Source organism: Micromonospora sp. PRAS1 (genome assembly GCF_059553435.1).
This window is the reverse complement of the sequence record NZ_JCANNB010000014.1, coordinates 102,150-127,103: the sequence shown is the minus strand read 5'-3', so window position 1 is coordinate 127,103 and position 24,954 is coordinate 102,150. Positions and strand designations below refer to the sequence as shown.

The window sequence follows — 24,954 nt, the reverse complement described above, 5'->3', positions numbered from 1 at the left end:
CTTAGATAAACCTTTGAGGAAAGGACGCCAGACATGGCGAAGCTCAGCACCGACGAGCTGCTCGACGCGTTCAAGGAGATGACGCTGATCGAGCTCTCCGAGTTCGTGAAGCAGTTCGAGGAGACCTTCGAGGTCACCGCCGCCGCGCCGGTCGCGGTCGCCGCGGGCCCGGCCCAGGGTGGCGCCGCCGCCGAGGCCGAGCCGGAGAAGGACGAGTTCGACGTCATCCTCGACGCCGACGGTGGCAAGAAGATCCAGGTCATCAAGGTCGTTCGTGAGCTGACCGGCCTGGGCCTCAAGGAGGCCAAGGACCTGGTCGAGGCCGCGCCGAAGGCGGTCTTGGAGAAGGTCAACAAGGAGGCCGCCGACAAGGCCAAGGCCAAGCTGGAGGGCGAGGGCGCCAAGGTCACCCTCAAGTGATCTGAGCCTCACCTGGCCGTCCCGGCTCATCTGAGCGGGGGCAGTGCAACGTCGCGGCGGACGACGATCCGACACTCGGATCGTCGTCCGCCGTGCTCGTGGCGTTGCCGGACCCCGTAGGTGGGCAGGTCCGCGGGGTCCGGGCAGCGGCCCGCGCCGTGCCCCGTCGGTGGGAAAGAGCACCGGATGGCGATGCCGCCCTTGACGCGGCCCCGGCAGCCAGGCACGCTGACATCAGCAAGACCTTCCGCGCTTGCGACGGCCACCGCACGGGTAAGGAAGCGGCAGCAGCAGCACGCCGCTGACACCCGAGCGGCCCAGCGGGAACGTTGCGTTCCGAGCGGTCCGGTGCGACCCGTGCCAGGGTCCCGAGGCCTAGTTCCGCAACGACCTGCGGGGTGGGCTGGACAGCGGTTAGCCTCTCGGCTACACTGCTAGTTTGCGCTGCCTTCCGACTTGACCCCTGCTCGGAAATGTCCGTTTGTGGATATTTTCTGGTGGGGTCATTGGAGTGCACGCGTACCAGCCGTTCTGCAGCACCGGTCCTCGGAAGGACGCATCTTGGCAGCTTCCCGCCCTGCGAAGACCAGTCGTACGTCGAGCGCATTCGCTCCCCGCCGAGTTTCCTTCGGTCGGATCACCGAACACCTCGAGGTCCCCAACCTCCTCGCCATCCAGAACGAGTCCTTCGACTGGCTCGTCGGCAACGAGGCTTGGCAGGGCCGGTCGGCGGACGACCCGCACGCACGCTCGGGTCTCGCGGAAATCCTCGACGAAATCAGTCCCATTGAGGACTTCTCCGGCACTATGTCGCTTTCCTTCTCGGCACCGCGCTTCGACGAGGTCAAGGCCTCGATCGAGGAGTGCAAGGAGAAGGATCTCACCTACTGCGCGCCACTCTTCGTGACCGCGGAGTTCACCAACAACACCACCGGCGAGATCAAGAGCCAGACGGTGTTCATGGGTGACTTCCCGATGATGACGCCGAAGGGCACCTTCATCATCAACGGCACCGAGCGGGTGGTCGTCAGCCAGCTCGTCCGGTCGCCGGGTGTCTACTTCGACAAGCAGCCGGACAAGACCTCCGACCGTGACCTCTCCAGCGTCAAGGTCATCCCCAGCCGGGGTGCCTGGCTGGAGTTCGACATCGACAAGCGCGACACCGTCGGCGTCCGGATCGACCGCAAGCGGCGGCAGGCCGTCACGGTGCTGCTCAAGGCCATCGGATGGTCGGCCGAGCGGATCCGGGAGAAGTTCGGCTGGTCCGAGCTGATGATGACCACGCTCGAGAAGGACCACATCGCCGGCCAGGACGAGGCGCTGCTAGACATCTACCGCAAGCTGCGCCCTGGCGAGCCGCCGACCCGCGAGAACGCCCAGACCCTGCTCGACAACCTCTTCTTCAACCCGAAGCGGTACGACGTCGCCAAGGTCGGTCGGTACAAGTTCAACAAGAAGCTCGAGCTGAGCGTGCCGATCACCACCGGCACGCTCACCGAGGACGACATCGTCGCCACCGTGGAGTACCTCTGCCGGCTGCACGCCGGTGAGGAGGGCTACGAGGCCGACGACATCGACCACTTCGGCAACCGGCGCCTGCGTACGGTCGGCGAGCTGATCCAGAACCAGGTTCGGGTCGGCCTGTCCCGGATGGAGCGCGTCGTCCGTGAGCGGATGACCACGCAGGACGTCGAGGCGATCACGCCGCAGACCCTGATCAACATCCGCCCGGTGGTGGCCGCGATCCGGGAGTTCTTCGGCACCTCGCAGCTCTCCCAGTTCATGGACCAGACCAACCCGCTGGCGGGCCTGACCCACAGGCGTCGACTGAGCGCGCTCGGTCCGGGTGGTCTGTCCCGGGAGCGGGCCGGCTTCGAGGTCCGCGACGTGCACCCGTCCCACTACGGCCGGATGTGCCCGATCGAGACGCCGGAAGGCCCGAACATCGGCCTGATCGGTGCCCTCTCCACCTTCGCCCGGGTCAACCCGTTCGGCTTCATCGAGACGCCGTACCGGAAGGTCATCGACGGTCGGGTCACCGACCAGATCGACTACCTGACCGCGGACGAGGAGGACCGGTTCGTCAAGGCGCAGGCCAACGCGCCGCTGCGGGCCGACGGCTCGTTCGCCGAGGATCGCGTCCTGGTCCGTCGTAAGGGTGGCGAGACCGAGGACGTCCCGCCGGCCGCGGTGGACTACATGGACGTGTCGCCGAGGCAGATGACCTCGGTCGCGACCGCGATGATCCCGTTCCTGGAGCACGACGATGCGAACCGGGCCCTGATGGGCGCGAACATGCAGCGTCAGGCGGTGCCGCTGGTCAAGGCCGAGTCCCCGCTCGTCGGCACCGGCATGGAGTACCGTGCCGCCGTCGACGCCGGTGACGTGGTCGTGGCCGAGGTCGGTGGCGTGGTCGAGGACCTCTGCGCCGACTACATCACGGTCCACCAGGACGACGGCCACCGCCGGACGTACCTGCTGCACAAGTTCCGTCGCTCCAACGCCGGCTCCTGCGTCAACCAGAAGCCGGTGGTCTTCGAGGGTGACCGGGTCGAGGCCGGCCAGGTCATCGCCGACGGTCCCTGCACCGACGAGGGCGAGATGGCGCTCGGGCGCAACCTGCTCGTGGCGTTCATGACCTGGGAGGGGCACAACTACGAGGACGCGATCATCCTGTCGCAGCGCCTCGTGCAGCAGGACGTGCTCACCTCGATCCACATCGAGGAGCACGAGGTCGACGCGCGGGACACCAAGCTCGGCCCGGAGGAGATCACCCGCGACATCCCGAACGTCAGCGAGGAAATGCTCGCCGACCTCGACGAGCGCGGCATCATCCGGATCGGTGCCGAGGTCGTCCCCGGCGACATCCTGGTCGGCAAGGTCACGCCGAAGGGTGAGACCGAGCTGACCCCGGAGGAGCGGCTGCTCCGCGCGATCTTCGGTGAGAAGGCGCGCGAGGTCCGGGACACCTCGCTGAAGGTGCCGCACGGTGAGACCGGCACGGTCATCGGCGTGCGTACCTTCTCCCGCGAGGACGGCGACGAGCTGCCGCCGGGCGTCAACGAGCTGGTCCGGGTCTACGTCGCCCAGAAGCGGAAGATCCAGGACGGTGACAAGCTCGCCGGCCGGCACGGTAACAAGGGCGTCATCTCCAAGATCCTGCCGGTCGAGGACATGCCGTTCCTGGAGGACGGCACCCCGGTCGACATCGTGCTCAACCCGCTGGGTGTGCCGAGCCGGATGAACATCGGCCAGGTGCTGGAGACCCACCTCGGGTGGGTGGCCAAGACCGGCTGGAGCGTGGACGGCGACGACGCGGAGTGGAAGCGACAGCTCCGCTCGATCGACGCGCACGAGTCCGAGCCGGACAGCAACGTGGCCACCCCGGTCTTCGACGGTGCCCGTGAGGAGGAGATCTCCGGTCTGCTCGCGTCGACCCTGCCCAACCGGGACGGCAAGCAGCTGATCGGTTCCTCCGGCAAGGCGCAGCTGTTCGACGGTCGCTCCGGCGAGCCGCTGCCGGACCCGATCGCCGTCGGCTACATCTACATCCTGAAGCTCAACCACCTGGTCGACGACAAGATCCACGCACGGTCGACCGGTCCGTACTCGATGATCACGCAGCAGCCGCTGGGTGGTAAGGCGCAGTTCGGTGGCCAGCGCTTCGGTGAGATGGAGTGCTGGGCGATGCAGGCCTACGGTGCCGCGTACGCCCTGCAGGAGCTGCTGACGATCAAGTCCGACGACGTGCTCGGCCGGGTGAAGGTCTACGAGGCCATCGTCAAGGGCGAAAACATTCCGGAGCCGGGCATCCCGGAGTCGTTCAAGGTGCTGCTCAAGGAGCTGCAGTCGCTGTGCCTCAACGTAGAGGTGCTCTCCAGCGACGGTGTGGCCCTGGAGATGCGCGAGACCGACGACGAGGTGTTCCGGGCCGCGGAGGAGCTGGGTATCGACCTGTCCCGGCGCGAGCCGAGCTCGGTCGAAGAGGTGTGACGTTGGGTTCCGGGGCCGGGGGGTGACCCCCGCCCCGGGACCGAACCCCGATGAGCTGAGCTGCTGACGCAACAAGCGACGTGTGAGGGAATTGAACGTGCTCGACGTCAACTTTTTCGACGAGTTGCGAATTGGGCTGGCGACCGCAGACGACATCCGTCAGTGGTCGCACGGCGAGGTCAAGAAGCCCGAGACGATCAACTACCGCACTCTCAAGCCGGAGAAGGACGGGCTCTTCTGCGAGAAGATCTTCGGTCCGCAGCGCGACTGGGAGTGCTACTGCGGTAAGTACAAGCGGGTCCGCTTCAAGGGCATCATCTGCGAGCGCTGCGGCGTCGAGGTGACCCGCTCGAAGGTCCGCCGTGAGCGGATGGGCCACATCGAGCTCGCCGCCCCGGTGACCCACATCTGGTACTTCAAGGGCGTGCCGAGCCGGCTGGGCTACCTGCTGGACCTCGCCCCCAAGGACCTCGAAAAGATCATCTACTTCGCCTCGTACGTCGTGACGAGCGTGGACGCCGAGGCGCGTCACCGCGACCTCTCGACGATCGAGAACGAGATCCTGGCCGAGAAGCGGCAGTCGGAGAACAGCCGCGACTCGGAGATCGAGAAGCGGGCCGCCAAGCTCGAGTCCGACCTGGCCGAGCTGGAGGCCGAGGGCGCGAAGGCGGACGTCCGGCGCAAGGTCAAGGAGGGCGGAGAGCGCGAGATGCGCCAGATCCGCGACCGGGCCCAGCGCGAGATCGACCGCCTGGACGAGGTGCTTGACACCTTCCGCAAGCTCGACTCGAAGCAGCTTGTCACCGACGAGCTGCTCTACCGCGAGCTGCGGGACCGGTTCGGCGAGTACTTCACCGGGGGCATGGGCGCCGAGGCGATCAAGGCCCTGGTGCAGAACATGGACCTGGACGCGGAGGCGGAGAGCCTGCGCGAGACCATCCGCACCGGCAAGGGCCAGCGGAAGATCCGGGCGCTCAAGCGGCTGAAGGTCGTCGCGGCGTTCCAGAACACCCGCAACTCGCCGCTCGGCATGGTGCTGGACTGCGTACCGGTCATCCCGCCGGACCTGCGTCCGATGGTGCAGCTGGACGGTGGCCGCTTCGCGACCAGCGACCTGAACGACCTGTACCGCCGGGTGATCAACCGGAACAACCGGCTCAAGCGACTGATCGACCTCGGCGCGCCCGAGATCATCGTCAACAACGAGAAGCGGATGCTCCAGGAGGCCGTCGACGCGCTGTTCGACAACGGCCGCCGCGGTCGGCCGGTCACCGGTCCGGGTAACCGTCCGCTGAAGTCGCTCTCCGACATGCTCAAGGGCAAGCAGGGCCGGTTCCGCCAGAACCTGCTGGGCAAGCGCGTCGACTACTCGGGCCGTTCGGTCATCGTGGTCGGCCCGAAGCTCAAGCTGCACCAGTGCGGCCTGCCCAAGCAGATGGCGCTGGAGCTGTTCAAGCCCTTCGTCATGAAGCGGCTGGTCGACCTCAACCACGCACAGAACATCAAGTCCGCCAAGCGGATGGTCGAGCGGCAGCGGCCGGTCGTGTGGGACGTGCTGGAAGAGGTCATCGGCGAGCACCCGGTGCTGCTCAACCGGGCGCCCACCCTGCACCGGCTGGGCATCCAGGCCTTCGAGCCGCAGCTGGTCGAGGGCAAGGCCATCCAGATCCACCCGCTGGTCTGCACCGCGTTCAACGCCGACTTCGACGGTGACCAGATGGCGGTGCACGTGCCGCTCTCCGCCGAGGCTCAGGCCGAGGCGCGGATCCTGATGCTGTCGTCGAACAACATCCTCAAGCCGGCGGACGGCAAGCCGGTCACCATGCCCACCCAGGACATGGTCATCGGGCTCTACCACCTGACCCACCTCACCACCGGTGAGCGCGGGGAGGGCCGGGCGTTCAGCTCGGACGCCGAGGCGCGGATGGCGTACGACAACGGCGAGTTGCACCTTCAGGCGCCGGTCAAGATCCGGCTGCGGGACGTGGTCGAGGTCGACAACGGTGCCGGTGGGCAGCCGTGGACCGCGCCCGAGGGCTGGGTTCCGGGTGAGCCGCTGACCGTGGAGACCACCCTCGGCCGGGTGCTGTTCAACGAGACCCTGCCGCAGGGCTACCGGTTCGTGAACTACGAGATCCGCAAGGGGCAGCTCTCCGCGATCGTCAACGACCTCGCCGAGCGGTTCCCGAAGGTGGCCCTCGCGGCCACCCTGGACGGGCTCAAGGAGGCCGGTTTCCACTGGGCCACCTGGTCCGGCGTCACCATCGGCATGGAGGACGTCATCGCTCCGCCGCGCAAGCGGGAGATCCTGGAGCGGTACGAGAAGGAAGCCGACCGGATCGACAAGCAGTACCAGCGTGGTCTGATGACCGCCGAGGAGCGCCGCGGCGAACTCATCGAGATCTGGACCAAGGCGACCAACGAGGTCGCCAAGGAGATGGACACCGCGCTGCCGCAGGAGAACCCGCTGTGGAAGATGATCAACTCGGGTGCCCGCGGTAACCTGCTCCAGCTCCGGCAGATCGCGGCGATCCGTGGTCTGGTGGCCAACCCGAAGGGCGAGATCATCCCGCGGCCGATCAAGGCCAGCTACCGGGAGGGTCTCTCCGTGCTGGAGTACTTCATCTCCACGCACGGTGCCCGTAAGGGTCTCGCGGACACCGCCCTGCGTACCGCCGACTCGGGTTACCTGACCCGGCGTCTGGTGGACGTCTCGCAGGACGTCATCATCCGCGAGGAGGACTGCGGCACCGATCGGGCCATCCCGATGCAGATCGGTCAGCAGCTCGACGGCCGGCTCGTGGTGCACGAGCACGCCGAGACCAGCGTGCACGCCCGTACGCTGGCCGACGACATCAAGGGTCCGGACGGCACCGTCGTCGCCGAGCGTGGCGCCGACATCAACTCGATCCTGGTCGACCGGATCGTCGCCGCCGGGGTCGACACCGTCCGGGTGCGCAGCGTGCTCACCTGCGAGTCGAAGCTGGGCGTCTGCGGTGCGTGCTACGGCCGCTCGCTGCCGACCGGCAAGATCGTGGACGTCGGCGAGGCGGTCGGCATCATCGCCGCCCAGTCGATCGGTGAGCCGGGTACGCAGCTGACGATGCGTACCTTCCACACCGGTGGCGTCGCGGGTGAGGACATCACCCAGGGTCTGCCGCGTGTCCAGGAGATCTTCGAGGCCCGGATCCCGAAGGGCAAGGCGCCGATCGCCGACACCCCGGGCCGGATCCGGATCGAGGACGGCGAGCGGTCGCGCAAGATCGTCGTGATCCCGGACGACGGCAGCGACGAGATCGTCTACGACAAGATCTCGAAGCGGGTCCGGCTACGGGCGCACGACGGCGACCACGTCGACGTCGGCGAGAAGCTCACCGAGGGCACCATCGACCCGCACGAGCTGCTGCGCATCCTCGGTCCGCGGGCGGTCCAGGTCCACCTGACCCAGGAGGTCCAGGAGGTCTACCGCTCGCAGGGCGTGCTCATCCACGACAAGCACATCGAGATCATCATTCGCCAGATGCTCAAGCGGGTGACGGTCATCGACTCCGGCTCGACCGAGTTCCTGCCGGGCGTGCTTGTCGACCGGGCGCTGTTCGAGTCGGAGAACCGCCGGCTCGTCGGCGAGGGCGGCGAGCCCGCCGCCGGCCGTCCGGTGCTGATGGGCATCACCAAGGCCTCGCTGGCCACCGACTCCTGGCTCTCGGCGGCCTCCTTCCAGGAGACCACCCGGGTGCTGACCGACGCGGCGATCCACGCCCGCAGCGACTCGCTGATCGGTCTCAAGGAGAACGTGATCATCGGTAAGCTCATCCCGGCCGGTACCGGCATCAGCAAGTACCGCAACGTCCGGGTCGAGCCGACCGAGGAGGCGAAGGCCAAGGTCTACTCGATGACCGGCTACCCGGAGACCGACTACGGCTTCGGGCCGGCCAGCGGCCAGGCGGTTCCGCTTGACGACTTCGACTTCGGGTCGTACCGCTGAGCCATCCGCTCTGACAACGAGGCCCCCGGCATCCGCCGGGGGCCTCGTCGTCGGTCCGGGCACCGGGCTCGAAGAGGCTTGTGCGGGCAGAATGGGGGGCATGACGACCGCCGCCGGCCCGATGCCGGTCGCTCCACCACCCGAACCGCCCCGGCATCCGCTCGACCCGGACCCGGTCCGGGCCACGAAGGCGCGGGCCGTCTTCGCGCTCGGTCTGATGGGCGCGCTGACCGGTCTGTTCATCGGGGGAGTGGTGCCGGCCACGGTGGCGCTGCAACTCGCCCGGCAGGCGCGCCGCGAGGCGTACGCGTCGGGAGGTTTTCTCACCGGCGCGGCCTGGCTGCGGCGCGGCGAGACCCTGGCCTGGACGGGCCTGGTGCTGTTCGCGGTGACCGTGGTCGCCGCGATTGTGGTCGGCGTGATCCGGCTCGCCGAGGTGCCCTACGGCCAGGATTTCGCGCCGAACATCGACTGACCCCCCACGGCGCCTCGCCCGAAGCGGTGGCCGACACCGGGTCGCCCGGCGAACCGGCGGGCCTGACGGCTTGATCGACTCCGTTCCGCCGGAATGGGGGTGTCCCGGCTGTCCGGACCCCGCCATTCCGCCGACCTGGGGTCGATCAAGGCGCGGTCTCCCGCGCCGTAGGCCGAGCACCTGATCGGCGACGGTAGCCTGACGGTGTCCACCACCGCGCGGTGGTGGGCGCGGCCGATGAGGAGGATCCTGTGACGGAACCGGCGCGTCCCGAGAGCGGCGAGTTCGCTCGACCCACCGCCGGGCGCCCGGAGGCCGAGACACCGGAACCGAACGGGTGGGCAGCGCCGGACGCCCCGCCAGCCACGTCCGCACCGGGCTACTCCCCGTCCCCGCCCGCACCCGGGCTCGCGCCGTTCCCGCCTGGTTCGCCGCCCGGTTCGCGGGGTTTCGGGCCGCCGTCGGTCCCGCCGGGGCCGTCGCCGGTTCCGCCCGGGTCGCCGAGCTACGCGCCGCCGTCGGTTCCGCCTGGGTCGCCCGGCTTCGGGTCGCCGCCGGTTCCGCCTGGGTCGCCCGGCTTCGGGTCGCCGTCGGTTCCGCCTGGGTCGCCCGGCTTCGGGTCGCCGCCGTTCCCGCCGGGCTCGCCAGGCTTCGGGCCACACTCGGTTCCGCCGGCCACGCCGTCGGGCGGGCCGGTCGGCGGGGGAGTGTCGGGTTGGCCGCCCGGTCAGGGCTGGGGAGGTGGCACCCCCGCTCCGCCCGCCCCGCCACCGGACCGTCCCCGGCCGCCGAAGCGGGTGGAGCCGGTGCCCGGCACGCCGTTCGCGATGGTGCACCTCGACGTGCCGCCGGTCACCTCGGGCCTGGCGGTCGGCTCGCTGGTTGCCGGAATCATCTCCATCGTGGTGTCGCTCCTGGTCATCTGCTTCGGTGTGGGCTTCGGAGGGACGAACGGCGTCTGGGTCGCCGGTGCCTTCACCGCCCTCGGTGGCCTGATCGGCGCCGGCGCCGTGGTCACCGGCCTGTTGGGCGCGCGCCAGATCCGGCGACCGGCACCTCCGCCCGCGGTCCGGTTCACCGGCCGCGGTCTGGCGATCGCCGGGATCAGCTGCGGCGGTGCCGGGTTGTTGCTGAGCCTGCTGGGCATGGGTCTGGCGGTCCTGCTGGCGGTGGCCTGACCGGCCTGAACGCCTGGTCGGGGGCTCGGCGGGCGGTTTCCTGCGGAGCCGGTACACTTGTCTGCGTAGGTGCCCATCACGGGCGGGTGGACGACGGGACCGGTCGCCGAACGGTGCGCAGGCCGGCGGGGTCTTCCGTTTTGACCTGCGCGGCTGTGGTAGGTACTCTTTCCCCTTGTGCCCGGGCCCGCCCGGGCAACTCGTGCGTGCGCTGGATCCGGTCATCCGGGATTCGGGTGGCACCACGACAGAGCGAGATGATCCGGCCTGCGGCGATCCGTGTGCCGGTGACAGAACCCCGGGGCCCACGCGCACGTGTCGGAACCGGGACCGTGAGATGGGCGACACGCCCGACCGCGGGTGCCGGGACCTCCGCGAGGTGGCCCTGGCCGGAATGTAGGAGAGTCGATCACCCGGTCGGCTACGGCAGACGGCGCGGCCGCAACGAGCGGCCGAAGGGAGCGGAGAAACCCGGTGCCCACCATTCAGCAGCTGGTCCGAAAGGGCCGACAGGCGAAGACCACCAAGACCAAGACCCCCGCGCTGAAGGGATCCCCTCAGCGGCGCGGCGTGTGCACCCGCGTGTACACCACCACCCCGAAGAAGCCGAACTCGGCGCTGCGCAAGGTCGCTCGTGTCAAGCTCAGCAGCCAGGTCGAGGTGACCGCCTACATCCCGGGCGTCGGGCACAACCTCCAGGAGCACTCGATCGTGCTCGTCCGCGGCGGTCGGGTGAAGGACCTCCCCGGCGTGCGTTACAAGATCGTTCGCGGCTCGCTGGACACCCAGGGTGTCCGCAACCGCAAGCAGGCGCGCAGCCGTTACGGCGCGAAGAAGGAGAAGAGCTGACATGCCGCGTAAGGGACCCGCTCCGCGGCGGCCGCTGGTCGCTGACCCGGTGTACAACTCGCCGCTGGTCACCCAGCTGGTGAACAAGATTCTCCTGCGGGGCAAGCGTCAGCTGGCCGAGCGCGTCGTGTACGCGGCGCTCGAGGGCTGCCGGGAGAAGTCCGGCACCGACCCGGTCGTCACGCTCAAGCGGGCGATGGACAACGTCAAGCCGACCCTTGAGGTCCGCAGCCGCCGTGTCGGTGGCGCGACCTACCAGGTGCCGGTCGAGGTCCGCCCGGCCCGGGCGACCACGCTGGGCCTGCGCTGGCTGGTCACCTACTCCCGCGCGCGGCGCGAGAAGACCATGGTCGAGCGGCTGATGAACGAGCTGCTGGACGCGAGCAACGGCCTCGGTGCCGCCGTCAAGCGGCGCGAGGACACGCACAAGATGGCGGAGTCCAACAAGGCCTTCGCGCACTACCGCTGGTAACACCCTGGTCCCGGCGCCCAACCGGTGCCGGGACCGCCACCAGTTGTGTCGAGACGACGATAAGTAGGGATTGAAGTGGCCGCCGCAGACGCGCTCGCCAACGTACGCAACATCGGCATCATGGCGCACATCGATGCCGGTAAGACCACTACCACCGAGCGGATCCTGTTCTACACCGGTATCACGTACAAGATCGGTGAGGTCCACGAGGGCGCTGCCGTCATGGACTGGATGGAGCAGGAGCAGGAGCGCGGTATCACCATCACTTCCGCCGCCACGAAGTGCGAGTGGAAGGGCCACACGATCCAGATCATCGACACGCCCGGCCACGTCGACTTCACGGTCGAGGTGGAGCGGTCGCTGCGGGTCCTGGACGGTGCGGTCGCGGTCTACGACGGCGTGGCCGGCGTGGAGCCGCAGACGGAGAACGTCTGGCGCCAGGCGGACAAGTACAACGTCCCCCGGATGTGTTTCGTCAACAAGCTCGACCGCACCGGTGCGGACTTCTTCCGCTGCGTGCAGATGATGATCGACCGGCTGAACGCCACCCCGCTGGTGCTTCAGATCCCGATCGGCGCCGAGTCCGACTTCATCGGCGTGGTCGACCTGGTCGAGATGCGCGCCCTCACCTGGCGTGGCGAGACCCAGAAGGGTGAGGACTACGCGGTCGAGGAAATCCCGGCCGACCTCGCCGACTCCGCCGCGGAGTGGCGCGAGAAGCTGATGGAGACGCTCGCCGACGTCGACGACTCGGTGATGGAGAAGTACCTGGAGGGCGAGGAGATCTCCGCCGAGGAGATCAAGGCCGCCATCCGTCGCGCCACCATCGGCGGCAAGGCCAACCCGGTCCTCACCGGCACCGCCTTCAAGAACAAGGGCATCCAGCCGATGCTGGACGCGGTCGTCGCGTACCTGCCGTCGCCGCTGGACATCCCGGCGATCGAGGGCACGGCCACCGACGGCGAGACCCCGATGCAGCGTAAGCCGTCGGTGTCGGAGCCGTTCTCCGGTCTGGCCTTCAAGATCCAGACGGACAAGCACCTCGGCAAGCTCACCTACGTCCGGATCTACTCCGGCACGCTCGAGTCCGGCTCCCAGGTGGTCAACTCCACCAAGGACCGCAAGGAGCGGATCGGCAAGATCTACCAGATGCACGCCAACAAGCGGGAAGAGCGCAGCTCGGCCCAGGCTGGCGACATCATCGCGGTGCAGGGTCTGAAGCAGACCACCACCGGTGACACCCTCTGCGACCCGGCGAACCCGGTCATCCTGGAGTCGATGACCTTCCCGGAGCCGGTCATCGAGGTGGCCATCGAGCCGAAGACCAAGGCCGACCAGGAGAAGCTCAGCACCGCCATCCAGCGGCTGGCCGAGGAGGACCCGACCTTCCGCGTCAAGCTGGACGACCAGACCGGCCAGACGGTCATCTCCGGCATGGGCGAGCTGCACCTGGACATCCTGGTCGACCGGATGCGCCGCGAGTTCAACGTCGAGGCGAACATCGGGAAGCCGCAGGTGGCGTACCGCGAGACCATCCGCCGCAAGGTGGAGAAGATCGAGTACACCCACAAGAAGCAGACCGGTGGTTCCGGCCAGTACGCCCGGGTGATCGTCAGCCTGGAGCCGCTGCCGCTCGGCAACGACGCCCCGACCTACGAGTTCGCCAACGCCGTCACCGGTGGCCGTATCCCCCGGGAGTTCATCCCATCGGTGGACGCGGGCGCCCAGGACGCCATGCAGTACGGCATCCTCGCCGGCTTCCCGCTGGTGGGTGTCAAGCTGACGCTGCTGGACGGTCAGTACCACGAGGTCGACTCGTCGGAAATGGCATTCAAGATCGCCGGCTCGATGGTGATGAAGGACGCGGCCCGCAAGGCCGACCCGGCGTTGCTGGAGCCGATGATGGCCGTTGAGGTCACCACTCCTGAGGAGAACATGGGTGACGTCATCGGCGACCTCAACTCCCGTCGCGGCATCATCCAGGCGATGGAGGAGCGCAGCGGCGCCCGTGTCGTCCGGGCTCTGGTGCCGTTGTCGGAGATGTTCGGCTACGTCGGCGACCTGCGGTCGAAGACCCAGGGCCGGGCTAGCTACAGCATGCAGTTCGACTCCTACGCCGAGGTTCCGGCCTCGGTGGCGAAGGAGATCATCGCCAAGGCGACGGGTGAGTGACGCTCGCCTGAGCTGATCCGACGGTGGTCGCGGGAGGAGTTCCCCGACCGCGACCACCTCGGTCGGATTGTGTGAATTCCGGGCCTGTAGGCTTCATCGCCGCAGAACCCACAAAGCTCTCCGGCCGTCAGGCCGGAAAGGCTGTCGACAGAGTCCTAAGCGCCGACCTGGCGCGCCGGGGCGAACGAACCAAGAAGTCCACAGGAGGACACCAGTGGCGAAGGCGAAGTTCGAGCGGACTAAGCCGCACGTCAACATCGGCACCATTGGTCACATCGACCACGGTAAGACGACGCTGACGGCGGCCATCACCAAGGTCCTGCACGACCAGTACCCGGACCTGAACCCGTACACGCCGTTCGACGAGATCGACAAGGCGCCGGAGGAGAAGGCCCGCGGCATCACGATCTCGATCGCGCACGTCGAGTACCAGACCGAGGCGCGGCACTACGCGCACGTCGACTGCCCCGGTCACGCCGACTACATCAAGAACATGATCACCGGTGCCGCCCAGATGGACGGCGCGATCCTGGTGGTGGCGGCGACCGACGGCCCGATGCCGCAGACCCGCGAGCACGTGCTGCTGGCCCGCCAGGTCGGCGTGCCGTACATCGTCGTGGCGCTCAACAAGAGCGACATGGTCGACGACGAGGAGCTGCTGGAGCTCGTCGAGCTCGAGGTTCGTGAGCTGCTCTCGGCGCAGGAGTACCCGGGCGACGACCTGCCGGTCGTGCGCGTCTCGGCGCTCAAGGCCCTGGAGGGCGACCCGGAGTGGACCGGGCGCCTGATGGAGCTGATGAACGCCGTCGACACCGCGATCCCGCAGCCGGAGCGCGAGACCGAGAAGCCGTTCCTGATGCCGATCGAGGACGTCTTCACGATCACCGGTCGTGGCACCGTCGTCACCGGTCGCGCGGAGCGCGGCGTGCTCAAGCCGAACGAGGAGGTGGAGATCGTCGGTATCCGCGAGAAGTCGCAGAAGACGGTCTGCACCGGCATCGAGATGTTCCGCAAGCTGCTCGACGAGGCCCGCGCGGGTGAGAACGTCGGTCTGCTGCTGCGGGGCATCAAGCGCGAGGACGTCGAGCGCGGCATGGTGGTCGTCAAGCCGGGCACCAGCACCCCGCACACGGAGTTCGAGGCGACCGTCTACATCCTCTCCAAGGAGGAGGGCGGCCGGCACACCCCGTTCTTCCAGAACTACCGTCCGCAGTTCTACTTCCGGACCACGGACGTCACCGGTGTCGTCACCCTCCCCGAGGGCACCGAGATGGTCATGCCTGGCGACAACACCACGATGACCGTGAAGCTGATCCAGCCCATCGCGATGGAGGACAACCTCAAGTTCGCGATCCGGGAGGGTGGCCGTACGGTCGGCGCTGGTCGCGTCACCAAGATCATCAAGTGAGCTGGGTAACCCCGATTAGACCCGCCGCCGGTCGTGCGGCATACTAGTCAGGTTGCGTAACGACAGTTCGCCTCCCGTGTTCGGCTCACGCTGAACCTCCGGGTGGGCAGAGCAGTCGGGCGTGGGGTGGTTGGCGGTCGCCCGCCAACCACCCTCGCGCGGCGTTCAGGTCGCGGTAGAGCGCGATCGACGCCTGGACCCACCGCGGTCAGGATCGCTCCGGTAGCCCGGGGCGGAGCCTGGCCCAAGGGCGCGACACGCCCGACCGCGGGGGTGGGCGAAGAGGGCCTGTGCCAGCCGGTACAGGCACCCGCAACACAGCGGCATCGAGAGAAGGAACAGAAGCCACCATGGCGGGACAGAAGATCCGCATCCGGCTCAAGGCCTATGACCACGAGGTCGTCGACTCCTCGGCTCGGAAGATCGTCGAGACGGTGACGCGTACCGGGGCGCAGGTCGCGGGCCCGGTGCCGCTGCCCACGGAGATCAACCGTTTCTGCGTCATCCGCTCGCCGCACAAGTACAAGGACTCGCGCGAGCACTTCGAGATGCGTACGCACAAGCGGCTTATCGACATCATCGACCCGACCCCGAAGACGGTCGACTCGCTCATGCGCCTCGACCTGCCGGCTGGCGTCGACATCGAGATCAAGCTGTAGGGACCGGACACATGGACAGGCAAGTTAAGGGGATCCTGGGCGCGAAGCTCGGCATGACCCAGGTCTGGGACAACAACCGCGTTGTTCCGGTGACCGTGGTTCAGGCCGGCCCCTGCGTCATCACCCAGGTTCGTGACGCCGACAAGGACGGTTACTCCGCGGTCCAGCTGGCGTACGGCACGATCGACCCGCGCAAGGTCAAGCAGCCGCTCCGCGGGCACTACGCCAAGGCTGACGTGGCGCCGCGCCGGCACATCGTCGAGCTGCGCACCATCGACGCCGCGGACTACTCGCTCGGCCAGGAGATCACGGTCGAGGAGTTCCCGGTCGGCGTCTCGGTCGACGTGACCGGCAAGACCAAGGGCAAGGGCTACGCCGGCCCGATGAAGCGGCACGGCTTCCACGGTCTGCGCGCCAGCCACGGTGTCGAGCGCAAGCACCGCTCGCCGGGCTCCATCGGGGCCTGCGCCACCCCGGGTCGTGTCTTCAAGGGCACCCGGATGGCGGGCCGCATGGGTGGCGTGCGCTACACCGTGCAGAACCTGACCGTCCAGGCGGTCGACACCGAGAACAACCTCCTGCTCGTCCGGGGTGCCATTCCCGGCCCCAAGGGCGCGCTGGTCCTGGTCCGCACTGCGGCCAAGGCGAAGAAGGGCGGTGCAGCCAAGTGACCACCGTTGACGTCCGCAACACCGAAGGCGCCACCACCGGCTCGGTCGAGCTGCCCGCCGACATCTTCGACGTGCAGGCCAACATCGCGCTGATGCACCAGGTCGTGGTGGCACAGCTCGCGGCGGCCCGGCAGGGCACCCACAAGACCAAGACCCGCGGTGAGGTCGCCGGCGGCGGCAAGAAGCCGTACAAGCAGAAGGGCACCGGTCGGGCCCGCCAGGGTTCGATCCGCGCGCCGCAGTTCGCCGGCGGTGGCGTGGTGCACGGCCCGGTGCCGCGCGACTACAGCCAGCGCACCCCGAAGAAGATGAAGGCCGCCGCCCTGCGTGGCGCCCTCTCGGACCGGGCGCGCGCCGGCCAGGTGCACGTCGTCGAGGCGTTCGTCTCGGGCGAGAAGCCGTCGACCAAGGCCGCGCTGGCCACCCTCGCCAAGCTGACCGACGCCCGCCGGGTGCTGGTCGTGCTGAGCAGCACCGACGAGCTGAACTGGCTGTCGCTGCGCAACGAGTCGCGGGTGCACCTGATCGAGGCCGGCCAGCTGAACACGTACGACGTGCTGGTGGCCGATGACGTGGTCTTCACCAAGGCGGCCCTGGACGAGTTCCTGGGCGTCCCCGCCGAGACCACCGAGGAGGGTGGCAAGTGAGCACGATCGCCGACCCGCGCGACATCATCGTGGCGCCGGTCGTCTCGGAGAAGAGCTACAGCGAGCTGAACCGGAACTGGTACACCTTCCTGGTGCACCCGGACGCGAACAAGACCGCGATCAAGATCGCCATCGAGCAGATCTTCAACGTCCGCGTCGTGACGGTCAACACGCTCAACCGCGAGGGCAAGCGCAAGCGGACCCGCACCGGGTTCGGCAAGCGCAAGAACACCAAGCGCGCGATGGTGAAGCTGGCTGAGGGCGACCGCATCGAGGCCTTCGGCGGCCCGGTCAGCTGAGGGGTGTAGACAATGGCTATCCGTAAGTACAAGCCGACGACGCCGGGCCGGCGTGGCTCGAGCGTTGCCGACTTCGCCGAGATCACCCGGTCGACGCCCGAGAAGTCGCTGCTGGCGCCGCTGCCGAAGAAGGGCGGTCGGAACGTCCACGGCCGGATCACCGCCCGGCACCAGGGTGGTGGCCACAAGCGCCAGTACCGGATCATCGACTTCAAGCGGGTCGACAAGGACGGCGTGCCGGCGAAGGTCGCGCACATCGAGTACGACCCGAACCGCACCGCGCGTATCGCGCTGCTGCACTACGTCGACGGCGAGAAGCGTTACATCGTCGCGCCGAAGGACCTGAAGCAGGGCGACCGCGTCGAGTCCGGCCCGGGCGCCGACATCAAGCCCGGCAACAACCTGCCGCTGCGGAACATCCCGGTCGGTACCACGATCCACAACGTGGAGCTGCGTCCCGGTGGCGGGGCCAAGCTGGCCCGCTCGGCCGGCGTCGGCATCCAGCTGCTCGGCCGGGAGGGGGCGTACGCGACCCTGCGTATGCCGTCCGGCGAGATCCGGCGGGTCGACGTGCGCTGCCGCGCCAGCATCGGCGAGATCGGCAACGCCGACCAGTCAAACATCAACTGGGGCAAGGCCGGCCGGATGCGGTGGAAGGGCAAGCGCCCGACCGTCCGTGGTGTCGCCATGAACCCGGTCGACCACCCGCACGGTGGTGGCGAGGGCAAGACCTCCGGTGGTCGCCACCCGGTCAACCCGCAGGGTAAGCCCGAGGGCCGCACCCGTCGTAAGGGCCAGCCGAGTGACCGGCTGATCGTCCGCCGTCGCTACGCCACGCGTAAGCGCGGCTGAGGGAGATAAGACATGCCTCGCAGCCTGAAGAAGGGCCCGTTCATCGACGACCACCTGCTCAAGAAGGTGGAGACGCAGAACGAGAAGGGCTCGAAGAACGTCATCAAGACCTGGTCGCGCCGCTCGACGATCATCCCGGACATGCTCGGGCACACGATCGCGGTGCACGACGGACGCAAGCACGTCCCGGTGTTCGTGACCGAGGCGATGGTCGGGCACAAGCTCGGCGAGTTCGCGCTGACCCGCACGTTCAAGGGTCACGAGAAGGACGACCGGAAGAGCCGCCGGCGCTGACGCCGCGGGCATACGGATAGAGGATCAAGGGGTTACAGCGATGCCAGGAAAGGGCGACGCTCCGGTGCTTCCGGGCGCGCGGGCGGTTGCGCGGTACGTGCGCATCTCGCCGATGAAGGCGCGCCGGGTGGTCAACCTCGTCCGCGGCCTGCCCGCGAAGGAGGCGCTCACGGTGCTGCAGTTCGCGCCGCAGGCTGCGAGCGAGCAGGTGTACAAGGTGCTCGCGAGCGCGATCGCCAACGCGGAGAACAACGAGCGGCTGGACCCCGACGCGCTGCTCGTCAGCGAGGCGTTCGTGGACGAGGGCCCGACCATGAAGCGGTTCCAGCCGCGGGCGCAGGGCCGGGCGTACCGGATCCGCAAGCGCACGTGCCACATCACCGTGGCGGTCGAGGCGGTGGCGCCGGCCGCGCCGAAGTCGGCGAAGAAGACGGCCCCGGCGAAGCAGACCGCGCCGGCTGAGACGCAGAGCAACACGGAGGGCGCCGAGTAATGGGTCAGAAGGTTCACCCGCACGGGTTCCGGCTCGGCATCTCGACCGACTGGAAGTCCCGCTGGTTCGCGGACAAGCTCTACAAGGACTACATCGGCGAGGATGTCAAGATTCGCCGGATGATGTCCAAGGGGCTGGAGCGCGCCGGCATCTCCAAGGTCGACATCGAGCGCACCCGCGACCGGGTCCGCGTCGACATCCACACCGCTCGGCCGGGCATCGTCATCGGCCGTAAGGGTGCCGAGGCCGACCGGATCCGCGGCGAGCTGGAGAAGCTCACCGGCAAGCAGGTGCAGCTGAACATCATCGAGGTGAAGAACCCCGAGTCGGACGCGCAGCTGGTTGCCCAGGGCGTGGCCGAGCAGCTCTCCAGCCGGGTCAGCTTCCGCCGGGCGATGCGCAAGGCGATGCAGTCGGCGATGAAGAACCCGATGTGCAAGGGCATCCGGGTGCAGGTTTCGGGCCGCCTCGGTGGCGCCGAGATGAGCCGTACGGAGTTCTACCGCGAGGGTCGGGTTCCGCTGCACACGCTGCGGGCCAACATCGAGTACGGCTTCTTCGAGGCGCGTACCACCTTCGGCCGCATCGGCGTGAAGGTCTGGATCTACAAGGGCGACGCGGTGCCGGGTCGGGAGACCCCGACCGAGGCTCCGTCGCGCCCGCGCCGGGAGCGCGGCGACCGCCCTGAGCGGCCGCGCCGTGGTCGCTCCGGTTCGTCCGGTACGACCTCCGGTGGCACCGAGGCCGGCCGGGCCGCCGCGACGACCGTCGGGCAGCAGGCTGAGACGCCGAGCGGTGAGCCGGTGGACGCAAGCGCTGTCGCGTCGGCCGCTACCGGTGCCGCTCAGCCGGCAGAAACGCAGCAGGAGGGCTGACAGATGCTGATGCCGCGCAAGCCCCCGAAGGGCTTCCGCAAGCCGCACCACCCGGACCGCAGTGGCGCGTCCAAGGGTGGCAACCGGGTGGTGTTCGGCGAGTTCGGGATCCAGGCTCTCGAGCCGGCGTACGTGACCAACCGGCAGATCGAGTCGGCGCGTATCGCGATGACCCGCCACATCAAGCGTGGTGGCAAGGTCTGGATCACCATCTTCCCGGACCAGGCCCTCACCAAGAAGCCGGCGGAAACCCGGATGGGTTCCGGTAAGGGCTCGCCCGAGTGGTGGGTCGCAAACGTCAAGCCGGGGCGGGTGCTCTTCGAGATGTCCTTCCCCAACGAGCAGATCGCGCGAGAGGCGATGCGTCGCGCGATCCACAAGCTCCCGATGAAGTGCCGCATTGTGACGCGCGAAGTGGGTGAATCCTGATGGCAGCGGGCGTTAAGGCCGCGGAGCTGCGTGAGCTCTCCCAGGAGGAGCTGGTCACGAAGCTGCGCGAGGCCAAGGCGGAGCTGTTCAACCTCCGCGTGCAGGCCGCAACCGGGCAGCTGGACAACAACCGGCGGTTGCAGGTCATCCGCCGGGAGATCGCCCGGATCTACACGATCATGCGTGAGCGCGAGCTGGGGCTCTCGGCCGCGCCGACTGAGGTGACTGCAGGATGAGCGAGAACACCACCACCGCCACGCGTGGCCGCCGCAAGGTGCGTGAGGGCCTCGTGGTCAGCGACAAGATGGATAAGACCGTCGTCGTCGAGGTCGAGGACCGGGTCAAGCACGCGCTGTACGGCAAGATCATGCGCCGGACCAGCAAGCTCAAGGTCCACGACGAGCAGAACTCCGCCGGCATCGGCGACCGGGTCCTGATCATGGAGACCCGGCCGCTGTCCGCCACCAAGCGGTGGCGGCTCGTGGAGATCCTCGAGAAGGCCAAGTAGCGAAGGCTCGAGCTCGGCCGAGATCGGTCGGGCGCAGGTTCCGCCAGGCTCCGGCCGCCCCGGCGGCCGGAGAACCGGCAGACATAGGAGATAGACGTGATTCAGCAGGAGTCGCGACTGCGCGTCGCCGACAACACGGGTGCCCGGGAGATCCTGTGCATTCGGGTTCTCGGCGGCTCCGGTCGGCGCTACGCGAGCATCGGCGACGTCATCGTCGCCACCGTCAAGGACGCGATCCCGGGTGCCGGTGTGAAGAAGGGCGACGTCGTCAAGGCGGTCATCGTCCGCACCGCCAAGGAGAAGCGTCGGCCGGACGGTTCGTACATCCGCTTCGACGAGAACGCCGCCGTCATCATCAAGGACGGCGGGGACCCGCGTGGCACCCGCATCTTCGGCCCGGTCGGTCGTGAGCTGCGGGACAAGCGGTTCATGAAGATCATTTCTCTCGCGCCGGAGGTGTTGTGACCGTGAAGGTCAAGAAGGGCGACACGGTCGTCGTCATCGCCGGCAAGGACAAGGGCGCCAAGGGTAAGGTCATCGCGGCCTACCCGCGGCAGGACAAGGTCCTGGTCGAGGGCGTGAACCGGGTCAAGAAGCACACTCGCATCAGCACCACTCAGCGTGGCGCCAAGACCGGTGGCATCGTCACCCAGGAGGCCCCGATCCACGTCTCGAACGTGATGGTCCTGGACTCCGACGGTAAGCCGACCCGTGTCGGTTACCGGGTCGACGAGAATGGCCAGAAGGTCCGCATCGCGCGTAGCACCGGTAAGGACCTCTGATGACCACGGCTACCGAAACCAAGACCATGCCGCGCCTCAAGGAGCGGTACCGCAACGAGATCGTGGCCCAGCTGCGCGAGCAGTACAACTACGGCAACCCGATGCAGGTGCCGCGGATGGTCAAGATCGTCGTGAACATGGGTGTCGGCGAGGCCGCTCGGGACGCCAAGCTCATCGACGGCGCGGTCCGCGACCTGGCCACGATCACCGGCCAGAAGCCGCAGGTCCGGCGGGCGAAGAAGTCCATCGCGCAGTTCAAGCTCCGCGAGGGGATGCCAATCGGCGCGAAGGTGACCCTGCGCGGCGACCGGATGTGGGAGTTCCTGGACCGGCTGCTCTCCATCGCGCTGCCCCGTATCCGTGACTTCCGCGGCCTCGACGGGCGCAAGCTCGACGGGAACGGCAACTACACGTTCGGTCTGACCGAGCAGTCGGTGTTCCACGAGATCGACCAGGACAAGATCGATCGCCAGCGGGGCATGGACATCACGGTGGTCACCACCGCCACGACCGACGACGAGGGCCGGGCGCTGCTGAAGCTCCTGGGCTTCCCGTTCAAGGAGAACTGAGATGGCCAAGAAGGCGCTGATCCTCAAGGCGGCCGCGAAGCCGAAGTTCTCGGTTCGCGCGTACACCCGCTGCCAGCGGTGCGGGCGTCCCAAGGCGGTCTACCGCAAGTTCGGGCTCTGCCGGGTGTGCATCCGGGAGATGGCTCACCGCGGTGAGCTGCCCGGCGTGTCCAAGGCTTCCTGGTAATAGCCCGGCGCGCTCGCGCGTTAGCTGGACTGTCTCTTCGCCGTAGGCCTGCTGTTCGCGGGAACCCCGGCGAGAAAGGTTGACGAGTTTTCATGACGATGACCGACCCGATCGCAGACATGCTCACGCGTCTGCGTAACGCCAACCAGGCGTACCACGACCGGGTGACGATGCCCTACTCGAAGATCAAGGCGAACATCGCCGAGGTCCTCAAGGCCGAGGGTTACATCGCCACCTGGGCGGTCGAGGAGCCCGAAGAGGGTGCCGTCGGCAAGCGACTGGTCGTCGAGCTGAAGTACGGCCAGAACCGGGAGCGGAGCCTGGCCGGTATCAAGCGCGTCTCCAAGCCCGGTCTGCGGGTGTACGCCAAGTCGGGCGAGCTTCCCCGGGTGCTCGGCGGGCTGGGCGTGGCGATCATTTCGACGTCCCAGGGGCTGCTCACCGACCGGCAGGCCCGCAAGCGGAGCGTTGGCGGGGAAGTCCTCGCCTTCGTCTGGTAACGGGAGACAGGTAGAAATGTCGCGTATTGGACGTAAGTCGATCCCGGTGCCTGCCGGCGTCGACGTGACGATCGACGGCCGGACCGTCAAGGTCAAGGGCCCCAAGGGCGAGCTGGCGCACACCCTGGCCGAGCCGATCACCATCGAGCGGGCCGAGGACGGGCAGCTGAACGTCAACCGCCCGAACGACGAGCGCAAGGCCAAGGAGCTGCACGGCCTGAGCCGTACCCTGGTCGCGAACATGATCGTCGGGGTCACCGAGGGCTACCGCAAGAGCCTGGAGATCGCGGGCACCGGTTACCGGGTCACGGCCAAGGGCAAGGACCTGGAGTTCGCGCTCGGGTTCTCGCACCCGGTGACGGTGCAGGCGCCGGAGGGCATCACCTTCACGGTGGAGCGCCCGACGCTGTTCCACGTGGCCGGCATCGACAAGCAACTTGTCGGTGAGGTAGCCGCCAACATCCGGAAGATCCGTCCGCCGGAGCCCTACAAGGGCAAGGGCGTGAAGTACCAGGGCGAAGTGATTCGCCGCAAGGCCGGAAAGGCAGGTAAGAAGTGAGCGCCACGCTGCTCAAGCGCCGCCGCGGCGTTGCCGCCAAGCGTGCCGTCGGGCGTGCGCGTCGGCACTTCCGGGTCCGCAAGAACGTCAGCGGCACCGCCGAGCGTCCGCGCCTGGTCGTCACCCGTTCGCTGCGGCACATCGTCGCCCAGATCGTGGACGACACCAAGGGGCACACCCTGGCGTCGGCCTCGTCCCTGGACGCCTCGGTGCGCGGCACGGAGGGCGACAAGAGCGCCCTGGCCGGCAAGGTCGGTGCCCTGCTCGCCGAGCGGGCCAAGGCGGCCGGCATCTCCAAGGTCGTCTTCGACCGCGGTGGCAGCCGGTACGCGGGGCGGGTAGCCGCCCTCGCCGACGCCGCTCGCGAAGCCGGGCTCGAGTTCTAGTAACCCCGTCACGAGAGAGAGGAAGGCTGCTGATGCCAGGTCAACAGCGCCGTGGCGGCGGGTCCGGTGGCAACGAGGGTGGTCGCCGCGACAACCGCCGTGAGGGCGGCCGCGGAAACGCGCCCGCCGAGAAGACCCCGCACCTCGAGCGGGTCGTCGCGATCAACCGTGTAGCCAAGGTCGTGAAGGGTGGTCGTCGCTTCAGCTTCACCGCCCTGGTGATCGTGGGCGACGGCGACGGCACCGTGGGCGTGGGCTACGGAAAGGCCAAGGAGGTGCCCGCGGCGATCGCCAAGGGCGTCGAGGAGGCCAAGAAGCACTTCTTCAAGGTGCCGCGGATCGGCTCCTCGATCCCGCACCCGGTGCAGGGCGAGGACGCCGCCGGTGTGGTGCTGCTCAAGCCGGCCTCGGCCGGTACGGGTGTCATCGCCGGTGGTCCGGTCCGGGCCGTGCTGGAGTGCGCGGGCATCCACGACGTGCTCTCCAAGAGCCTCGGATCGTCCAACCCGATCAACATCGTGCACGCCACGGTGGCCGCGCTGAAGGGGCTGGAGTCCCCCGAGGCTGTCGCCGCGCGTCGGGGCCTGCCGGTGGAGGACGTTGCTCCGGCCGCCATGCTGGCCTCGCGGGCGGAGGTGGCGTCCTGATGGCACGGCTGAAGGTCACCCAGGTCCGTTCCGACATCGGGACCAAGCACAACCAGCGTGAGTCGCTGCGTTCGCTCGGTCTCAAGCGGATCAACGACGTGGTGGTCAAGGAGGACCGGCCGGAGATTCGCGGCATGATCTTCAAGGTGAGCCACCTCGTGAAGGTCGAGGAGGTCGAGTAATGACGATCAAGGTCCACCACCTGCGCCCGGCGCCGGGGGCCAAGACTCCGAAGACCCGGGTGGGTCGCGGTGAGGGCTCCAAGGGCAAGACCGCCGGTCGCGGTACCAAGGGTTCGAAGGCCCGGAAGAACATCTCGGCGGCGTTCGAGGGTGGGCAGATGCCCATCCACATGCGCCTGCCGAAGCTGAAGGGCTTCAAGAACAAGTTCAAGGTGGTCTACCAGGTGGTCAACCTGGACCGCCTGGCCGAGCTGTTCCCCAACGGCGGGCAGGTTGGCCCGGCCGAGCTGGTCGAGTCGGGCGCGGTCCGCAAGGGCCAGCCGGTGAAGGTTCTCGGTAGCGGGGATCTCGGCGGTGTGACCCTCCAGGTGTCGGCGCACGCGTTCAGCGCGTCGGCCAAGGAGAAGATCACGGCCGCCGGCGGCTCGGTCACCGAGCTGTAAGCTGCGAAAACGTGTGGTGC

Annotated in this window: 30 protein-coding genes; all 30 read left to right on the top strand. The window is 68.1% G+C overall.

Features of this window, described 5'->3' with window-relative positions; all coding sequences use genetic code 11:
• Positions 1–33 precede the first annotated feature (33 nt).
• The 30 genes from rplL to rplO all read left to right on the top strand — a co-directional run bounded on the left by rplL (position 34) and on the right by rplO (position 24,934).
• A complete protein-coding gene (rplL, locus tag AC507J_RS15845; RefSeq protein ID WP_496289906.1) occupies positions 34–420 on the top strand; it encodes a 50S ribosomal protein L7/L12 in 387 nt (128 codons plus the stop codon).
• A 561-nt stretch (positions 421–981) separates the two neighbouring features.
• Positions 982–4,413 (top strand): DNA-directed RNA polymerase subunit beta, encoded by a 3,432-nt coding sequence (rpoB, locus tag AC507J_RS15840; protein WP_496289905.1) that lies wholly within the window; start codon positions 982–984, stop codon positions 4,411–4,413.
• Positions 4,414–4,510: 97 nt separating this feature from the next.
• Entirely contained in the window at positions 4,511–8,398 is a 3,888-nt protein-coding gene (locus AC507J_RS15835; protein ID WP_496289964.1) for a DNA-directed RNA polymerase subunit beta', read from the top strand.
• 100 nt (positions 8,399–8,498) lie between these two features.
• Positions 8,499–8,873, top strand: a complete 375-nt coding sequence (locus AC507J_RS15830) for a hypothetical protein (protein WP_496289904.1) — start codon at positions 8,499–8,501, stop codon at positions 8,871–8,873.
• 797 nt (positions 8,874–9,670) lie between these two features.
• Complete coding sequence (locus AC507J_RS15825) at positions 9,671–10,051, top strand: phage holin family protein (protein WP_496289963.1); 381 nt, start codon at positions 9,671–9,673, stop codon at positions 10,049–10,051.
• 474 nt (positions 10,052–10,525) lie between these two features.
• The gene (gene rpsL / locus AC507J_RS15820) at positions 10,526–10,900 is read left to right on the top strand and encodes a 30S ribosomal protein S12 (protein WP_013735958.1); all 375 of its coding nucleotides are present in this window, start codon (positions 10,526–10,528) and stop codon (positions 10,898–10,900) included.
• A gap of 1 nt (position 10,901) precedes the next feature.
• Positions 10,902–11,372 (top strand): 30S ribosomal protein S7, encoded by a 471-nt coding sequence (rpsG, locus tag AC507J_RS15815; protein WP_091650217.1) that lies wholly within the window; start codon positions 10,902–10,904, stop codon positions 11,370–11,372.
• 75 nt (positions 11,373–11,447) lie between these two features.
• Positions 11,448–13,544, top strand: coding sequence for an elongation factor G (gene fusA / locus AC507J_RS15810; protein WP_496289903.1), 2,097 nt, complete (start codon positions 11,448–11,450; stop codon positions 13,542–13,544).
• Between the two features lie 214 nt (positions 13,545–13,758).
• Entirely contained in the window at positions 13,759–14,952 is a 1,194-nt protein-coding gene (gene tuf / locus AC507J_RS15805) for an elongation factor Tu (RefSeq protein ID WP_137776520.1), read from the top strand.
• A gap of 350 nt (positions 14,953–15,302) precedes the next feature.
• Complete coding sequence (gene rpsJ, locus AC507J_RS15800) at positions 15,303–15,611, top strand: 30S ribosomal protein S10 (protein ID WP_007073037.1); 309 nt, start codon at positions 15,303–15,305, stop codon at positions 15,609–15,611.
• Between the two features lie 11 nt (positions 15,612–15,622).
• Entirely contained in the window at positions 15,623–16,282 is a 660-nt protein-coding gene (gene rplC, locus AC507J_RS15795; RefSeq protein ID WP_496289902.1) for a 50S ribosomal protein L3, read from the top strand.
• Positions 16,279–16,929 (top strand): 50S ribosomal protein L4, encoded by a 651-nt coding sequence (rplD, locus tag AC507J_RS15790; RefSeq protein WP_496289901.1) that lies wholly within the window; start codon positions 16,279–16,281, stop codon positions 16,927–16,929. The genes rplC and rplD overlap by 4 nt, the downstream gene beginning before the upstream one ends.
• Complete coding sequence (rplW, locus tag AC507J_RS15785) at positions 16,926–17,228, top strand: 50S ribosomal protein L23 (protein WP_496289900.1); 303 nt, start codon at positions 16,926–16,928, stop codon at positions 17,226–17,228. Before rplD ends, rplW begins: the two co-directional genes overlap by 4 nt.
• Before the next feature lie 12 nt (positions 17,229–17,240).
• On the top strand, positions 17,241–18,080 hold the full coding sequence (rplB, locus tag AC507J_RS15780) for a 50S ribosomal protein L2 (RefSeq protein ID WP_496289899.1): 840 nt from the start codon (positions 17,241–17,243) through the stop codon (positions 18,078–18,080).
• A 12-nt stretch (positions 18,081–18,092) separates the two neighbouring features.
• Complete coding sequence (gene rpsS, locus AC507J_RS15775) at positions 18,093–18,374, top strand: 30S ribosomal protein S19 (RefSeq protein WP_067359615.1); 282 nt, start codon at positions 18,093–18,095, stop codon at positions 18,372–18,374.
• 40 nt (positions 18,375–18,414) lie between these two features.
• Positions 18,415–18,867 carry a 50S ribosomal protein L22 gene (gene rplV / locus AC507J_RS15770; RefSeq protein ID WP_341717650.1) on the top strand — a complete coding sequence of 151 codons (453 nt, stop codon included), beginning with the start codon at positions 18,415–18,417 and terminating at the stop codon, positions 18,865–18,867.
• Positions 18,867–19,742 (top strand): 30S ribosomal protein S3, encoded by an 876-nt coding sequence (gene rpsC, locus AC507J_RS15765; RefSeq protein ID WP_496289898.1) that lies wholly within the window; start codon positions 18,867–18,869, stop codon positions 19,740–19,742. Before rplV ends, rpsC begins: the two co-directional genes overlap by 1 nt.
• 3 nt (positions 19,743–19,745) lie before the next feature.
• The gene (gene rplP / locus AC507J_RS15760) at positions 19,746–20,171 is read left to right on the top strand and encodes a 50S ribosomal protein L16 (protein ID WP_007465292.1); all 426 of its coding nucleotides are present in this window, start codon (positions 19,746–19,748) and stop codon (positions 20,169–20,171) included.
• Positions 20,171–20,407 (top strand): 50S ribosomal protein L29, encoded by a 237-nt coding sequence (gene rpmC / locus AC507J_RS15755; protein ID WP_204033741.1) that lies wholly within the window; start codon positions 20,171–20,173, stop codon positions 20,405–20,407. Before rplP ends, rpmC begins: the two co-directional genes overlap by 1 nt.
• The gene (gene rpsQ, locus AC507J_RS15750) at positions 20,404–20,679 is read left to right on the top strand and encodes a 30S ribosomal protein S17 (RefSeq protein WP_189046361.1); all 276 of its coding nucleotides are present in this window, start codon (positions 20,404–20,406) and stop codon (positions 20,677–20,679) included. The genes rpmC and rpsQ overlap by 4 nt, the downstream gene beginning before the upstream one ends.
• Before the next feature lie 96 nt (positions 20,680–20,775).
• Complete coding sequence (gene rplN, locus AC507J_RS15745) at positions 20,776–21,144, top strand: 50S ribosomal protein L14 (RefSeq protein ID WP_015619002.1); 369 nt, start codon at positions 20,776–20,778, stop codon at positions 21,142–21,144.
• Positions 21,141–21,461 (top strand): 50S ribosomal protein L24, encoded by a 321-nt coding sequence (gene rplX / locus AC507J_RS15740; RefSeq protein ID WP_496289897.1) that lies wholly within the window; start codon positions 21,141–21,143, stop codon positions 21,459–21,461. Before rplN ends, rplX begins: the two co-directional genes overlap by 4 nt.
• Positions 21,461–22,030: a 50S ribosomal protein L5 gene (rplE, locus tag AC507J_RS15735; RefSeq protein WP_496289896.1), complete on the top strand. Its 570-nt coding sequence runs from the start codon at positions 21,461–21,463 to the stop codon at positions 22,028–22,030. The genes rplX and rplE overlap by 1 nt, the downstream gene beginning before the upstream one ends.
• 1 nt (position 22,031) lies before the next feature.
• The gene (locus AC507J_RS15730) at positions 22,032–22,217 is read left to right on the top strand and encodes a type Z 30S ribosomal protein S14 (RefSeq protein ID WP_007073023.1); all 186 of its coding nucleotides are present in this window, start codon (positions 22,032–22,034) and stop codon (positions 22,215–22,217) included.
• 92 nt (positions 22,218–22,309) lie between these two features.
• On the top strand, positions 22,310–22,717 hold the full coding sequence (gene rpsH / locus AC507J_RS15725; protein ID WP_341717647.1) for a 30S ribosomal protein S8: 408 nt from the start codon (positions 22,310–22,312) through the stop codon (positions 22,715–22,717).
• 16 nt (positions 22,718–22,733) lie between these two features.
• Positions 22,734–23,276 carry a 50S ribosomal protein L6 gene (gene rplF, locus AC507J_RS15720; RefSeq protein WP_496289895.1) on the top strand — a complete coding sequence of 181 codons (543 nt, stop codon included), beginning with the start codon at positions 22,734–22,736 and terminating at the stop codon, positions 23,274–23,276.
• Positions 23,273–23,662, top strand: a complete 390-nt coding sequence (gene rplR / locus AC507J_RS15715; protein ID WP_496289894.1) for a 50S ribosomal protein L18 — start codon at positions 23,273–23,275, stop codon at positions 23,660–23,662. The genes rplF and rplR overlap by 4 nt, the downstream gene beginning before the upstream one ends.
• A 32-nt stretch (positions 23,663–23,694) precedes the next feature.
• Positions 23,695–24,309 carry a 30S ribosomal protein S5 gene (gene rpsE / locus AC507J_RS15710; RefSeq protein ID WP_137776512.1) on the top strand — a complete coding sequence of 205 codons (615 nt, stop codon included), beginning with the start codon at positions 23,695–23,697 and terminating at the stop codon, positions 24,307–24,309.
• On the top strand, positions 24,309–24,491 hold the full coding sequence (rpmD, locus tag AC507J_RS15705; RefSeq protein WP_111242460.1) for a 50S ribosomal protein L30: 183 nt from the start codon (positions 24,309–24,311) through the stop codon (positions 24,489–24,491). The genes rpsE and rpmD overlap by 1 nt, the downstream gene beginning before the upstream one ends.
• Positions 24,491–24,934 (top strand): 50S ribosomal protein L15, encoded by a 444-nt coding sequence (gene rplO / locus AC507J_RS15700; RefSeq protein WP_496289893.1) that lies wholly within the window; start codon positions 24,491–24,493, stop codon positions 24,932–24,934. The genes rpmD and rplO overlap by 1 nt, the downstream gene beginning before the upstream one ends.
• The last annotated feature ends 20 nt before the right edge of the window (positions 24,935–24,954 follow it).

What these genes read in the sequence shown, in the direction of transcription:
- rpsJ (WP_007073037.1), top strand. Translation starts at nt 15,303, where the DNA reads ATGGCGGGACAGAAGATCCGCATCCGGCTCAAGGCCTATGACCACGAG.
- rplP (WP_007465292.1), top strand. Translation starts at nt 19,746, where the DNA reads ATGCTGATGCCGCGCAAGCCCCCGAAGGGCTTCCGCAAGCCGCACCAC.
- rplL (WP_496289906.1), top strand. Translation starts at nt 34, where the DNA reads ATGGCGAAGCTCAGCACCGACGAGCTGCTCGACGCGTTCAAGGAGATG.
- rpsG (WP_091650217.1), top strand. Translation starts at nt 10,902, where the DNA reads ATGCCGCGTAAGGGACCCGCTCCGCGGCGGCCGCTGGTCGCTGACCCG.
- rplC (WP_496289902.1), top strand. Translation starts at nt 15,623, where the DNA reads ATGGACAGGCAAGTTAAGGGGATCCTGGGCGCGAAGCTCGGCATGACC.
- rplV (WP_341717650.1), top strand. Translation starts at nt 18,415, where the DNA reads ATGCCAGGAAAGGGCGACGCTCCGGTGCTTCCGGGCGCGCGGGCGGTT.
- rplO (WP_496289893.1), top strand. Translation starts at nt 24,491, where the DNA reads ATGACGATCAAGGTCCACCACCTGCGCCCGGCGCCGGGGGCCAAGACT.
- rpsC (WP_496289898.1), top strand. Translation starts at nt 18,867, where the DNA reads ATGGGTCAGAAGGTTCACCCGCACGGGTTCCGGCTCGGCATCTCGACC.
- rplB (WP_496289899.1), top strand. Translation starts at nt 17,241, where the DNA reads ATGGCTATCCGTAAGTACAAGCCGACGACGCCGGGCCGGCGTGGCTCG.
- rpsE (WP_137776512.1), top strand. Translation starts at nt 23,695, where the DNA reads ATGCCAGGTCAACAGCGCCGTGGCGGCGGGTCCGGTGGCAACGAGGGT.
- rpsS (WP_067359615.1), top strand. Translation starts at nt 18,093, where the DNA reads ATGCCTCGCAGCCTGAAGAAGGGCCCGTTCATCGACGACCACCTGCTC.
- rpmC (WP_204033741.1), top strand. Translation starts at nt 20,171, where the DNA reads ATGGCAGCGGGCGTTAAGGCCGCGGAGCTGCGTGAGCTCTCCCAGGAG.
- AC507J_RS15830 (WP_496289904.1), top strand. Translation starts at nt 8,499, where the DNA reads ATGACGACCGCCGCCGGCCCGATGCCGGTCGCTCCACCACCCGAACCG.
- rpsQ (WP_189046361.1), top strand. Translation starts at nt 20,404, where the DNA reads ATGAGCGAGAACACCACCACCGCCACGCGTGGCCGCCGCAAGGTGCGT.
- rpmD (WP_111242460.1), top strand. Translation starts at nt 24,309, where the DNA reads ATGGCACGGCTGAAGGTCACCCAGGTCCGTTCCGACATCGGGACCAAG.
- AC507J_RS15730 (WP_007073023.1), top strand. Translation starts at nt 22,032, where the DNA reads ATGGCCAAGAAGGCGCTGATCCTCAAGGCGGCCGCGAAGCCGAAGTTC.
- rplE (WP_496289896.1), top strand. Translation starts at nt 21,461, where the DNA reads ATGACCACGGCTACCGAAACCAAGACCATGCCGCGCCTCAAGGAGCGG.
- rplF (WP_496289895.1), top strand. Translation starts at nt 22,734, where the DNA reads ATGTCGCGTATTGGACGTAAGTCGATCCCGGTGCCTGCCGGCGTCGAC.
- rpsH (WP_341717647.1), top strand. Translation starts at nt 22,310, where the DNA reads ATGACGATGACCGACCCGATCGCAGACATGCTCACGCGTCTGCGTAAC.